Origin of the sequence: Deinococcus aquiradiocola (assembly GCF_014646915.1) — a bacterium.
GTDB classification, from domain to species: Bacteria; Deinococcota; Deinococci; order Deinococcales; family Deinococcaceae; genus Deinococcus; species Deinococcus aquiradiocola.
On the sequence record NZ_BMOE01000003.1, the window covers coordinates 102,729 to 115,386 of the forward strand.

Annotated in this window: 12 protein-coding genes; 2 read left to right on the top strand and 10 right to left on the bottom strand. The window is 72.4% G+C overall.

What is annotated here, in order from left to right:
- Positions 1–45: 45 nt before the first annotated feature.
- A complete protein-coding gene (locus IEY33_RS06050; protein ID WP_188961389.1) occupies positions 46–714 on the bottom strand; it encodes a response regulator in 669 nt (222 codons plus the stop codon).
- Positions 707–2,374, bottom strand: coding sequence for a sensor histidine kinase (locus IEY33_RS06055; protein ID WP_229670816.1), 1,668 nt, complete (start codon positions 2,372–2,374; stop codon positions 707–709). Before IEY33_RS06055 ends, IEY33_RS06050 begins: the two co-directional genes overlap by 8 nt.
- A gap of 403 nt (positions 2,375–2,777) precedes the next feature.
- Between IEY33_RS06055 and IEY33_RS06060 the strand changes: the two genes are divergently transcribed.
- Positions 2,778–4,094, top strand: coding sequence for a dicarboxylate/amino acid:cation symporter (locus IEY33_RS06060; protein WP_188961391.1), 1,317 nt, complete (start codon positions 2,778–2,780; stop codon positions 4,092–4,094).
- A 124-nt stretch (positions 4,095–4,218) separates the two neighbouring features.
- Here IEY33_RS06060 and IEY33_RS06065 read toward each other — a convergent pair whose 3' ends face one another.
- The 4 genes from IEY33_RS06065 to IEY33_RS06075 form a co-directional block, all read right to left on the bottom strand.
- Positions 4,219–5,088 (bottom strand): DegV family protein, encoded by an 870-nt coding sequence (locus tag IEY33_RS06065; protein ID WP_188961392.1) that lies wholly within the window; start codon positions 5,086–5,088, stop codon positions 4,219–4,221.
- Positions 5,089–5,172: 84 nt separating this feature from the next.
- A complete protein-coding gene (locus tag IEY33_RS19445; RefSeq protein WP_268238812.1) occupies positions 5,173–5,295 on the bottom strand; it encodes a hypothetical protein in 123 nt (40 codons plus the stop codon).
- Entirely contained in the window at positions 5,292–7,673 is a 2,382-nt protein-coding gene (locus IEY33_RS06070; RefSeq protein WP_229670817.1) for a phosphoketolase family protein, read from the bottom strand. Before IEY33_RS06070 ends, IEY33_RS19445 begins: the two co-directional genes overlap by 4 nt.
- Positions 7,674–7,804: 131 nt before the next feature.
- Complete coding sequence (locus tag IEY33_RS06075; protein WP_188961393.1) at positions 7,805–8,308, bottom strand: universal stress protein; 504 nt, start codon at positions 8,306–8,308, stop codon at positions 7,805–7,807.
- A 140-nt stretch (positions 8,309–8,448) separates the two neighbouring features.
- On the opposite strand from IEY33_RS06075, the gene IEY33_RS06080 reads away from it, so the two are divergent.
- The gene (locus tag IEY33_RS06080; RefSeq protein WP_188961394.1) at positions 8,449–9,345 is read left to right on the top strand and encodes an AfsR/SARP family transcriptional regulator; all 897 of its coding nucleotides are present in this window, start codon (positions 8,449–8,451) and stop codon (positions 9,343–9,345) included.
- A gap of 106 nt (positions 9,346–9,451) precedes the next feature.
- Here the strand turns inward: IEY33_RS06080 and IEY33_RS06085 are convergent, their stop codons facing one another.
- The 4 genes from IEY33_RS06085 to IEY33_RS06100 form a co-directional block, all read right to left on the bottom strand.
- The gene (locus IEY33_RS06085) at positions 9,452–10,012 is read right to left on the bottom strand and encodes a hypothetical protein (RefSeq protein WP_188961395.1); all 561 of its coding nucleotides are present in this window, start codon (positions 10,010–10,012) and stop codon (positions 9,452–9,454) included.
- Between the two features lie 123 nt (positions 10,013–10,135).
- Positions 10,136–10,567, bottom strand: coding sequence for a universal stress protein (locus IEY33_RS06090; RefSeq protein ID WP_188961396.1), 432 nt, complete (start codon positions 10,565–10,567; stop codon positions 10,136–10,138).
- Between the two features lie 175 nt (positions 10,568–10,742).
- Positions 10,743–11,168: a universal stress protein gene (locus IEY33_RS06095; RefSeq protein WP_268238813.1), complete on the bottom strand. Its 426-nt coding sequence runs from the start codon at positions 11,166–11,168 to the stop codon at positions 10,743–10,745.
- An 81-nt stretch (positions 11,169–11,249) separates the two neighbouring features.
- Positions 11,250–12,488 (bottom strand): transcriptional regulator, encoded by a 1,239-nt coding sequence (locus tag IEY33_RS06100; RefSeq protein WP_188961397.1) that lies wholly within the window; start codon positions 12,486–12,488, stop codon positions 11,250–11,252.
- Positions 12,489–12,658: the final 170 nt, after the last annotated feature.

Here is a 12,658-nt window from a genome sequence, read left to right on the forward strand (position 1 = left end):
GCCTCCTCCCCTGAAACGGCGCAGTCCGGGTCAGCCGGATTCGGGTCAGCTGGGCTCGGGGCTGGTCCGGCGGTAGCGGTTCGCGGGGCGGCCCACGCCCGCGCTGCTGCGCGTGAGCTGCACCTCACCCTTCTCGCGCAGCAGTTCCAGGTACCGCCACGCGGTCACGCGGCTGAGGTTCACGCGGTCCGCGACTTCCTGCGCCGTGACGGCCTCACCGGACGGCACGGCGGCCCGGACGCGCGCCAGGGTGCTGTGGTCGAAGCCGCTGGGGAGGGTCGCGCCAGGCACGCCGAACAGCGTGTCGAGCTGCGACTGTGCGAGGACGCCCTCGCCGCGCAGCAGGGCGCGTTCACGGGCACGGCCGAGCGCGAGTGTCAGGCGTTCCGGCTCGACCGGCTTCACGAGGTAGTCGGCCGCGCCGTGCGACAGGGCCGTCATGACGCTGCCCAGGTCGTTCGCGGCCGTGATGAGGACGCAGGCGGTGCCGCTCGGCAGCACCTCCAGCAGCTCCAGGCCGCGTCCGTCGGGCAGGTGCACGTCCAGCAGCAGCAGGTCCGGGCGCAGGCCGAGCAGCATGGCGCGCGCGGTGCGGAGCGTGCCCGCGTTCCCGATGACCGTGAAGCCCGGCTGCGCGCTCACGAGCGCGTCGTGCAGGCGCAGCGCGACCGGGTCGTCCTCCACGATCAGGACCTTCAGGGGCACGTCACGCATCCGGCCCTCCCGCCCCGTCGTCCGGTGGCCCCTGGGGCTCCGGAGGCCGGGGCGCGTCTGGAGGCCCGTGCTCATCCGGAGGCAGGTGCCCGTCGAGTGGCAGCGTCACCGTGAACCGCGTCCCGAGCGGCCCGTCATCCCGCGCGTACTGCACGTCCCCGCCCAGCGAGCGCGCCGCCTCGTTCACGAGCGCGAGGCCCAGCCCTCGCCCCTCGCCCTTGCTGCTCACCCCGCGCGCCATCACGCCCGGCAGCAGGTGCGCGGGCACGCCCGGCCCGGAATCCCGTACCTCGATCTGCACGCCCTCCGGGTCCGCCGCGACGAGCAGCCGTACCCCGCCCGCCTCGCCCGGCCCGGCCGCCAGGACCGCCTCGAACGCGTTCTCGACGAGGTTCCCGACCGCCAGGGCCGCCGCGTCCACCACCTCCGGCGGCAGCGTGCCCGGCAGGGCCGACAGCGGGTCGAGCGTGAACGGGAGGCGCAGTTCGCGCGCCCGCTCGTACTTGCCGAGCACCAGGCCCGCCAGCGTCACGTTGCGCAGCGGCATCACCGCGTCCCGCGCCTGCGCACTCAGGCGCGCGCTGGAGTAGATGCTCTCCAGCGCGGCGTCCGTCTCGCCCAGGTGCAGCAGGCCCGCCAGCGTGTGCAGCCGGTTCGAGAACTCGTGCGCCTGCGCGCGCAGCAGCTCCGCGTACCGCCGTGCCTGGAACAGCTCGTCGCTGAGGGCCTGCACGCTGGCCCGGTCACGCCACGTCACGATCCAGTCGCCGCCCGGCACGCCCACCACGCTCACCAGCAGCGGTCGTCCCTGCACGGTCAGCGCGAGCGGCGGCCCGTCGCCGGCCCGCAGGTCCAGCAGTGCCCGGCACGCCTCGCCCGGCAGCAGGGCCGTGACCGGCACCGGCAGCGGCCCGCTCGGGGCTGACAGCAGGCGCGCGGCCTGCGGGCTGAGCAGCTGCACCTGCTCGCCGCGCAGCACCATCACGCCCTCCTCCAGCGCGTGCAGCACCGTCCGGAACTGCGCCGTCACGGCCGCGATCTGCTCCGGCTCCAGGCCCAGCATCTCGCGCCGCACCCGCAGCGACAGCACGTGCGCGCCGAGCAGCGCCAGCAGCAGCGTCAGCGCGTACCACGGGGCGCTCTGGCGCACCACCTCCAGAAAGAGCGCCGTCAGGCGCGGCAGCAGGAAGCCCACGCTCACCAGGCCCACCACGGACCCGTCCAGCAGCACCGGCACCTTCGCCCGGACCGACACGCCCAGCGTGCCGCGCACCGTCTCCACCACCGTGCGGCCCGCCCGGAAGCTGCTCAGGTCGCCGCCCACCATCGTGCGGCCCAGCAGTGCCGGGTCCGGGTGCGCGAGCCTGCGCGCGTCCCGGTCCGTGACCGTCACGTAATCCGCGCCGAGCAGCGCCCGGACCCGCTCCGCGAGCGGCTGGATCACGCTCGCGGGCCGCGCGAGCCGGTACGCGCCCAGCAGGCCTGGGTCCTGCGCCAGCACCCGCGACTCCCGCAGCGAGCGGTCAGCGTAATCCCGGTAGATGCTGCCGCGCAGCGCCGCACTGCCCAGCAGGGCGAGCGGCACCGCCAGCGCCAGGAAGAACGCCAGGATCCACAGGAACAGCCGCGCCTGCACCCGCAGTCGCGACGTGCTCGGCATGACGACCTCCGCCGCCAGTGCCTGCACGTGAACGGCCCTCCACCCCGACCGGGTTGCGCGCGTCGTCATCGGACTGCCAGTAGAGCAGATGACGGCGCGCTGCGGAACGCCGCACGTCACCACGCCCGCAGGAAGCCGTGCAGGCGCACCGAATAAAGTTCACGGCCCGAACGGAACCCGCCCAGGGCGCACCCCCGTTGCAGGCCCTCCAGGCGCACGAAACTCATGCCAGTACCCCGCCCACGTCGTCACGCGGGTTGGACCACGCGGCACGGTGTGGCACGATATCGCCACATCAACCCCCAGCGAGGTGTGCCCTCCACCCCCGCCCCCGGCCCGCCCGGACGGCGCGGCGGGCGACGGCCGCACGCGCCCCAGCCCGCCCCGCGCGGCAAGGAGAGCCATGAAGATCTTCCGCAATCTGTACGTCCAGGTCCTGACGGCCATCGTGATCGGGGTGCTCGTCGGGCATTTCTTCCCGAAGGTCGGCGAGGCCCTCAAACCCCTCGGTGACGGCTTCATCGCCCTCATCAAGGTCGTGATCGGCCCGATCATCTTCTGCACGGTCGTGTCCGGCGTGGCCCACATGCGCGACACGCGCCGCATCGGCCGGGTGGGCGGCAAGGCCCTCCTGTACTTCGAGGTCGTCACGACCGCCGCCCTCCTGATCGGCCTGACCGTCGTGAACCTCGTCGGCCCGGGGCGCGGCATGAACATCAACCCCGCCACGCTCGACACCAGCAGCATCACCAAGTACACGGACGCCGCCAGCGAGCAGAGCGTCGCGGACTTCGTGCTGCACGTCATCCCCAAGACCTTCGTGAGCGCCTTCACGGACGGCGACCTGCTGCAGGTGCTGCTCATCGCGCTGCTCAGCGGCTTCGCCCTCATCCGCCTCGGCGCGGTCGGGGACCGCGTCCTGCACGGTATCGAGGCCGTCAACGCGCTCGTCTTCACCATCCTGGGATTCATCATGCGGCTCGCCCCGATCGGCGCGTTCGGCGCGATGGCCTTCACCATCGGCAAGTACGGCGTGGGCAGCCTCCAGCAGCTCGCGTACCTGATGGGCAGCTTCTACCTCACCTGCGCGCTCTTCGTGTTCGTGGTCCTGAACCTCATCTGCCGCGCCGCCGGGTTCAGCCTCCTGAAATTCCTGCGGTACATCCGCGAGGAACTGCTCCTCGTGCTCGGCACGTCCAGCAGCGAGTCGGCCCTGCCGCGCCTCATGACCAAACTCGAGAACGCGGGCGCCGCGAAACCCGTCGTGGGCCTCGTGGTCCCCACCGGGTACTCCTTCAACCTCGACGGCACCAGCATCTACCTCACCATGGCCGCCGTGTTCATCGCGCAGGCCACCAACACGCCCCTGTCCCTCGGGCAGCAGTTCGCGCTGATCGGCATCCTGCTCCTCACCAGCAAGGGCGCGGCCGGCGTGACCGGGTCGGGCTTCGTGGTGCTCGCCGCGACGCTCTCCGCGCTCGGCACGGTGCCTGTCGCGGGTCTCGCCCTGATCCTCGGCATCGACCGCTTCATGAGCGAGGGCCGCGCCATCACCAACATCATCGGGAACGGCGTCGCCACGCTGGTCGTCGCCCGCAGCGAACGCGCCCTCGACATGAACCGCCTCGCCCGCGTCCTCGACGGTGAGACGCTTCCTCCCGTGAACGATCCGCTCAGCCCGTCTCTCGCGGCTCCGGACGCTCAGCCTGTCCGCGCCTGAAGTCCCCTCCCGCAGCGCCGCCCCGGCTGGATTCCGGGGCGGCGCTGTCTGCTGGACCCGGAAAGGCCCACCTCCGCCCGGCTGGCTTTTCCCGTCCACAGCAACGAAGCCACCGCCCACCGGTTCAGAAGTTCCGGAAGCGCAGGGACACCTGCACCGGCTCGATGCTGAAGCCGCACACACCCGGCCCGCCGTGCGCGGACAGCACGCTCCCCAGCGAACTGCGCAGGAACAGCGTGCCGCCCGCCTCCCGCAGGGCCGCCTCCAGCCGCTCGGCACCTTCCTCGTCGCCGTTGTCGAAGATCACGGCCCGCGCCCCGCCGCTCGACTGGAGCCGCACCTGTTCCTTCAGGTCGCGCGTCATGCGGGCGATGGCCGCCTCCCGGCCGCGTTCCCGCGCGACGCCGACCACCCGGCCCGCATCGAGCCCCACGATGGGTTTGGTGTTCAGCAGGCCGCCGAGCAGCGCGGCGGCCGCGCCGATGCGGCCGTTGCGGCGCAGGTACTCCAGCGTGTCGAGGCTCATGCGGGTCACGGCCGAGTGCGCGGCGACCTCCAGCACCTCCGCCACCACGCTGGGCGGCACGCCGTCCGCCACGAGGCGCGCGGCGCGTTCGGCCTGCATGGCGAGCGCGCCGCTCGACTGGCGGCTGTCCACGACCGTCACGCGGCCCGGGAAGAGTTTCGCGGCGCGGCGCGCGACCTGCACGGTCTCGCTCAGCTGCGCGCTGAGGTGCACGCTCAGCACGTGGTCGTGGCGCTGCAGCAGCAGCTCGTACCCGCGCGTGAACGTGTCGAGCGTGGGCGGCCTCGTGCTGGGGAGGTCCGCGCCGCTGCGCACGGCCGCGAACATCTGCTGCGCGTCGATGTTCTGGTGATCCATGAACTGCCGGTCCTGAAACCTGACGCGCAGCGGCAGGACGAACAGCCCGAAGTGTCGCTGCTCGTCGGGCGTCAGGTCGCTGGTACTGTCGGTGAGGACGGCGGTCGGCATGCCCGACGCTATCCCGGTGCCGTTCACGGCCTTCTTACACGCCGCTGCCTTCCGTGAGTCTTCATGCTGCGGGCCACTCGGGGTTCAGGACCGCAGCGTCAGGAGGAGCGCGGCGGCAGCCGCCGCCATCACGAGGGTCGCCAGCCAGCCCAGCACCCGCAGTGGGCCGCGCACCGCGAAGTCGCCCATCACGGCCCGGCCCGTCACTCACCGCGCGTCGTCCAGCGCCACTCGCGCACCTCCGGCAGGTCCTCGCCCGTCTCCTCGATGTACTGCCGGTGCCGCCGCAGCTGCGCCTGCAGCGCCTGCTTCGTGCGTGCCCCCTGCACCGCGAGGCGCGGCACGCGCTCGATCACGTCCAGCGCCAGGTGGTAGCGGTCCAGTTCGTTCAGGACCGTCATGTCGAGCGGCGTGGTCGTCGTGCCGCGCTCCTTGTACCCGCGCACGTGCAGGTTCGCGTGCCCGCGCCGCCGGTACGTGAGCCGGTGAATGAGCCACGGGTACCCGTGGTACGCGAAGATCACGGGCGCGTCCGTCGTGAAGAGACTGTCGTAATCCGCGTCCCGCAGGCCGTGCGGGTGCTCCGTGTGCGGCTGCAGCGTCATCAGGTCCACCACGTTCACCACGCGCACGCGCAGGTCCGGGAACGCGCCGCGCAGCAGGTCCACCGCCGCCAGCGTCTCCAGGGTCGGCACGTCGCCCGCGCACGCCATCACCACCTCCGGCGGCCCGTCCCGGTCGCTGCTCGCCCAGTCCCAGATGCCGAGGCCCGCCGCGCAGTGCGCCTCCGCTTCCGGCATGGACAGCCACTGCGGGGACGGCTGTTTGCCCGCCACGATCACGTTCACGTACTGGCGGCTGCGCAGGCAGTGGTCCGCGACGGACAGCAGCGTGTTCGCGTCGGGCGGCAGGTACACGCGCACCACGTCCGCCGACTTGTTCATGACGTGATCGATGAAGCCCGGGTCCTGATGCGAGAACCCGTTGTGGTCCTGCCGCCACACGTGCGACGTGAGCAGGATGTTCAGGGACGGCACGTCGCGCCGCCACGGCAGGTCGCGGCTCGTGCGGAGCCACTTGGCATGCTGGTTGAACATCGAGTCCACGATGTGGATGAACGCCTCGTAACACGAGAACAGCCCGTGCCGTCCCGTCAGCGTGTACCCCTCCAGCCAGCCCTCGCACAGGTGCTCGCTCAGCACCTCCATCACGCGGCCGTCCCGCGCGAGGTGCTCGTCCACCGGCAGCGTCTCGTCCTCCCAGGTCTTCGCGGTCGCCTCGAACACCGCGTCCAGCCGGTTCGAGGCCGTCTCGTCCGGCCCGAACAGCCGGAAGCGGTCCATGTTGCCGCTCATCACGTCCCGCAGGTACGTGCCCAGCACGCGGGTCGCCTCGCTGTCCACGCCGCCCGGCACCGGCACCTCCGCCCGGTACGCGCGGAAGTCCGGCAGGTCCAGCGAGCGGGCGTTCAGCCCGCCGTTCGACACGGGATTCGCGCCCATGCGCAGGTCCCCCTGCGGGGCGAGTGCCGCCAGCTCCGGACACAGCGCGCCCGCCTCCGTGAACAGCTCCTCCGGACGGTACCCGCGCATCCATTCCTCCAGCTGGGCGAGGTGGGCGGGGTTGCGCCGCACCTCGCTCAGCGGCACCTGATGCGCCCGCCACGTGCCCTCGACCGGTTTGCCGTCCACCTCTCTCGGGCCGGTCCAGCCTTTCGGGGTGCGGAGCACGATCATCGGCCAGCGGGGGCGTTCCGTCACGCCGTCCTGCCGCGCACGCCGCTGAATGGCGAGGATCTCGGCGTGCACGGCGTCCAGCGTGGCCGCCATCCGCTCGTGCATGCCGGGCAGGTCGTCGCCCTCCACGAAGTACGGCTCGTGCCCGTACCCGCGCAGCAGCGCCTCCAGTTCCGCCCTCGGCAGGCGCGCCATCACGGTCGGGTTCGCGATCTTGTACCCGTTCAGGTGCAGGATCGGCAGGACCGCGCCGTCCCGCGCGGCGTTCAGGAACTTGTTGCTGTGCCAGCTGCCCGCCAGCGGTCCCGTCTCGGCCTCCCCGTCCCCGATCACGCACGCGACGAGCAGGTCCGGCTGATCGAAGGCCGCGCCGTACGCGTGCGCCAGACTGTACCCCAGCTCGCCGCCCTCGTGGATGCTGCCGGGCGTTTCCGGCGCCGCGTGGCTCGGGATGCCGCCCGGGAACGAGAACTGCCGGAACAGCCGCCGCAGGCCCGCCTCGTCCCGTGACACGTCCGGGTACAGCTCGCTGTACGTGCCTTCCAGGTACGTGTTCGCGACGAGGCCCGGCCCGCCGTGCCCCGGCCCGGCGATGTACAGCACGGACGCGCCGGACTGCCGGATCAGACGGTTCAGGTGCACGTACACGAAGTTCAGGCCGGGCGTCGTCCCCCAGTGCCCCAGCAGGCGCGCCTTGACGTGCTCGGGCCGCAGCGGCGAGCGCAGCAGCGGATTGTCCTGCAGGTAGATCTGCCCGGCCGACAGGTAGTTCGCGGCCCGCCAGTACGCGTGCATCAGGTCGCGTTCCTGCGGGGTCAGGGTGGGCGTGCGCGTCTCGGTGGTCGTCACAGTTCCTCCAGGGTTCGTGGGTCCAGCTCAGGCGCGGCAGGTGCCGTGCCCCGTCATACCATCCGCTCTCCTCGCCCCCGTGAGTCCCGGCCCTGAATGCCTGAAGGACAGACGCCGGACGGGGGAGGGGTTCAGGTCACGGTGAGGGCGTGGCCTCCGCTCCGGTGCGGGCCGCCCGTCTCCGGCAGCGCGTCCCGCACCAGCAGGACCGGGACGTGCACGTGCCGCAGCACGCCTTCCGCCACGCTCCCCAGGAACAGGTGCGCCAGCCCGCCGCGCCCGTGCGTGCTCATCACCACCAGGCGAGCGTCCAGCCGCGCCACGTGCTCCGCGATGCAGTCCTGCACGCTCAGGCCCGTGTCGTGCGCGCGGACGACCGTCACGTCCGGCAGGTCCAGCACCCGCAGCGCGTTCCCCACCACGCGCTCCGTCTCGGCCGAGATGCGTTCCTGCTCCAGCGCGTCGTCGTACGCGTACGCCATGCCTTCCGCGAGTGCCACGGGCGCGTACGCGGGCGGAACCACGTACAGCAGCGTCACGGCACTCCCGTACCTCCGGGCGAGATCCGCCGCGACGGGCAGGGCGAGCGTGGCGAGAGGACTGCCGTCGGTCGTGACCAGAATGCGCTCGAACATGATGAACCTCCGGCCCTACCCTCAAGCGCGGGAATTACCGGACCGTTACCGTGCCCAGTCCCGCGCTCCGAGTCGTCCCCCGTTCCGTGCACTCCCACCCCCGTAATGCTCCTGTAATGCCCGGGTGACACCATGCGCGCATGAACGCCCCCCGCACCGCCCACCCCCGGACCGTGGCCGCCCACCCCGCCCCGGACGGCGCGCCCGGCGCCCTGCACGTCGTCACGCTCGGCCGCGCCGAGGTGAGCGTGGACGGCCATGCCGTGCAGTGGCAGGCGGCCAGCGCCCGTGACCTCTTCCACTACCTGCTGTCGTTCCCGGAAGGCCGCACCCGGGCCGAGATCATGGAAGACCTCTGGAGCCTCGACGTGACGCAGGAGAGCCGCAACCGCTTCCGTGTCACCACGCACCGCCTGCGCGCCGCGCTCGCCCGCCCGGACGCGCTCGGCGAGGAGTACGGCCGTTTCCGCCTGTCCGGCGACGTGCTGCGCGCCGCCGACGTGTACCGCCTGCACGAGGCCGCGCACACCGCCGCGACCGCCACCACGCCCGCCGCCCGCCTGCACGCGTACCGCGCCGTGCTGGACCTGTACCGCGGCGACTACCTGCCGGACGTGCACACCGACTGGGCCCGGCAGGCGCGCGACGAACACCGCGCCGTGTACGTCCGCGCCGCACTCGAAGTGTCCCTGCTGTCCTGCGACCTCGGCAACTGCCACGACGCCGTGGACGCCCTGCAGCGCGCCCTGCGCGCCGACCCCTTCGTCGGCGAAAACCACCACCAGAAGGCCATGACGTGCCTCACCGTCACCGAAGGCCGCTACGCCGCCACCGAACACTACCGGACCTTCCTGCGCTTCCTGCGCGACGACCTCGGCGACACGCCCATGCCGGAAACGGTGCGCCTCGCGGAGCGCGTCAAGAACGGTGAGCGCCTCTGCGCCCGCCACCCCACCCCCACCCCGCCCACCTGCCCGCACGCACGGGACGGCATGTGCCACCTGCACGGCAGTCAGGAACTCCTGCAGCTCAACTGACCGCGGGGCAGCGGGCCCCGGTCGCCGCGGTCATACGGAACCCGTGTTCCCCAGTTCCCTTCCGTGGGATGGCGAGGGGGCGGGGCGCCGATTGCCTGGGTGCGTTTCAGTGTCTCGCCTTGGCGCGCCGTTCCTGCGCGGCGAGGGCGGTGTCGGCGGCGCGCGCGTCGTGGATGAGGCGCCCGCCGCGCTGGGTCGCACCGACGACGAGGCCAGCCGCGACGAGCACCAGGTTCTTGATGATGTACTGCCCTTCGAGGTTCGGGACGAACGGCACGACCCTGAAGGTCTCGTGCGGGAAGAACGCGAGCGGCAGGAACGTGCCTGCCATCTGCGCGAGCAGCAGCAGGATGGCCGCGCGCAGGAAGCGCCCGCCGAGCAGCAGGCCCAGGCCGATCGCGCACTCCCACGTCGCGAGGATGGGGAGGCTCACGGCGGGCGGGACCAGGCCGAACGTCAGGACGCTGATGGTGCGCGTGGCGAGCGCCTCGGCGGCACTGACGCCCGGGAAGTACTTCAGCACGCCGAACCAGAAGAACACCACGCCGAGCGCGAGCCTGAGCAGCGTGATGCCGTGCCGCGCCCACCAGCTCACCATTCGCGTTTCGGTGGCGGACCACCAGGGGAGCGGGAGCTGCGGGGCGGTGGCGGTGGGGGTGCGTGTCATGGTGTTCTCCGGCGACCTGAACGCCTGCGGCCGGGGCCTTTGGCGGTTCGTGTGAGGGGCCGGGCGTGTCCCGTTCCTGCACTGTTGTATGCGCGGCGGGGCGATCTGGATGTCGTGGGCGGTTCAGGTCGTGCGGGACAGGGCGGGATCCGGCACGCGCGCCTCGCGCACCACCATGACGGGCACGCCCGCCTGCCGGATGAGTTCTTCGGCGACCGAGCCGCTCAGCAGGCGGTTCAGGCCGCGTCGCCCGTGCGTGCCGATCACGAGCAGGTCCGCGTTCATCTGCTCGGCGTGGTGCAGCATGGCCCGGACCGGCTCGCCGACGCGTACGTCCCAGTGCTCCCCCGGCCATGCGGCGTCCCGCAGCAGGCGTTCCGCGCCGTGTTTCACGCTTTCCGGCGCTTCGCTGACGCCGTCCCGCATGGGGTAGTCGCGTTCGTCGATGACGGTCAGCAGGTGGCGTTCCGCCTGCGGGAAGTGACTGCGCGCCACCTTGAGGGCCAGCACGGCCTGCGGGGAGGGGTCGATGGCGATCAGGACTTTCTGGATCATACGGGTCTCCTTGCGGGTGCCGGGGCGGCGAGTGGCTCACCGCTCGGACCGGACGGAACTGAACGCCTGGGGTTCGGCCGGGCGGAGCGGGGGCCGACACGTCCGGTCTGGAGGCCACGAAACGGAATTCGGTGCCGGATCTCGTGGAATCGGAGCGAACCCGGACCAGGGGGCTTCAGCGGTGCGGGATGAGGGCCTGCCAGCGTCCGTCCCGTTCCGGCGGGCCGTACGCGCCAGGCACGATCTGCACGGGGACGCTCGCGTGCAGCAGCACCTCGCGGGCCACGCTGCCGACCGCGAGGCCCGCGTCCGGGCGGGCGTGCACGCCCATCACGATCAGGTCCGTGCCCCCGCGGGCCGCGGCGAGCAGGATGGCGCGCGCGGCGTCCGGTTCGGGCGGCACGATCAGCACGGTCGGCGGGCGGCGACCGTACACGGTCAGGGCGTGCAGGAGGGCCTCGGCGCGTGCCGGGTCGCCGTCCGTCAGGACGTGCAGCAGCGTCACCCGTCCGCCCGCGGCGCGCGCGAGGTCGAAGGCGTGCCGAGCCACCGTCCGGCCGCGGGGGCTGAAGTCCACAGGGACGAGCACATGCTGGTACATGACGAGCGGTTGGGACCTCCTGTGCCGGAGTGTGCCGCGCGCCCGTTACGTGCCCATTACGGCCGGGCGTTCAGGGCCGTGCTACCTGGACGGTCCGGGTTCCCCGATCAGCCCGGCGAGGCGCGCGTGCACCACGGGACGGCGCGGGTCCGTCCGGCCGAGCGCTCCATCCAGCGCCGCGAGGGCTTCCGGGTCGTCGAAGCGGGACGCGTACCGCCAGATCAGGTCGGTGTCGCCGCTGCCGAGCACCGCTTCTCGCAGGGCGGCCGCGAGATACTCCCGCCAGTACCGCAGGAGGGGAGACTCGGAGTTCGGGAGGAGCGGCCCGCCGTAGAGGTCGAGGGCGCGGGCCGTGTGCCCGCTCAGGAGCGCGCCCTCGACCGTCTGCGCGTCGAAGGTCACGCCCAGCATCAGGCGGTACGGTCTGGACGCGATGAAGCCGCCCAGCAGCGTGCGGAGCGTGCTGATCTCACTCTTGAGGGTGGACGCGCTGATCGGCTGGTCACCGTACACGTGCGCGTGCAGCGCGTCCAGGCTCAAACCCGCCGGGTTGAGCGCCAGGACGCCCAGCAGCTCGAACTGTCGCCGCGTCAGGTGCAGGCGCTCCGTGCCGCGCCGCGCTTCGGGTGTGCCGCACAGCGTGAGGCGCAGCGTGCCGGGCGCCTCGGCGGGACGTTCCGGTGCCGTCAGGAGGCCCTGCTCGATCTGCTGCGCGTAGTAACGCGCGCCGGCCAGGCCGAGCGGCGTGGAGTGCTGCCACGTGGTGCTGAAGTCCAGCACGCCGAGCAGTTCACCCGTGCGGGGGTGCTGGATGGGGGAGGAGTAGCAGACCCAGTCGTGTACGGCCTGCACGTAGTGTTCCGCCGCGAACACCCGCAGCGGGCGGCGGTGCCGCAGGGCCAGCGCGAGGGCGTTCGTGCCGACGCTGGATTCGTCCCAGTGGCCGCCCGGCACGAAGTTCAGGTTCCCCGCGAGCGTCTGCATGCGCCGACTCCCACCGGTCCAGGCGAGCCGCCCGCTCGCGTCCGCGATGCCGACCACGAGGTCTCCCTCGGACGCGATGGCCTGCAGGTCGGCCAGCAGGGGCCGCGCCGCGAACTCCAGCGCGGACTCCTGCCAGGCGTGCCGGGTGTCGCTGCCCGCCTCCAGGGGCGCGCTCACGCGTTCGAGCGGGACGCTGCGGGCGGAGCGTCGCCAGGACGCCAGCACGTCCGGGCTGGGCGGCGCTTCGGCCGCGTCGCGCGCGCGGGTGCCGGGGCGGTGGTACGCGAGCCACGCGCGCTGCACGCGTTGCCGTTCGCGAGCCAGGAGTTCGTCCATGCCTTCACCTCCGCGCCCTGGGGCGACCCGATTGCCTGCACCTGCCCTGCCTGTTCACGCGGAGCGTAGCATGCCGCCCTGAGGGCCGGGTATGCCTGCACCCACACCCCCAGGACGGGTGGAGGCGCGTCGCGCGTGAACGCTCACGGGCCGGGCGACACCTGCCACGC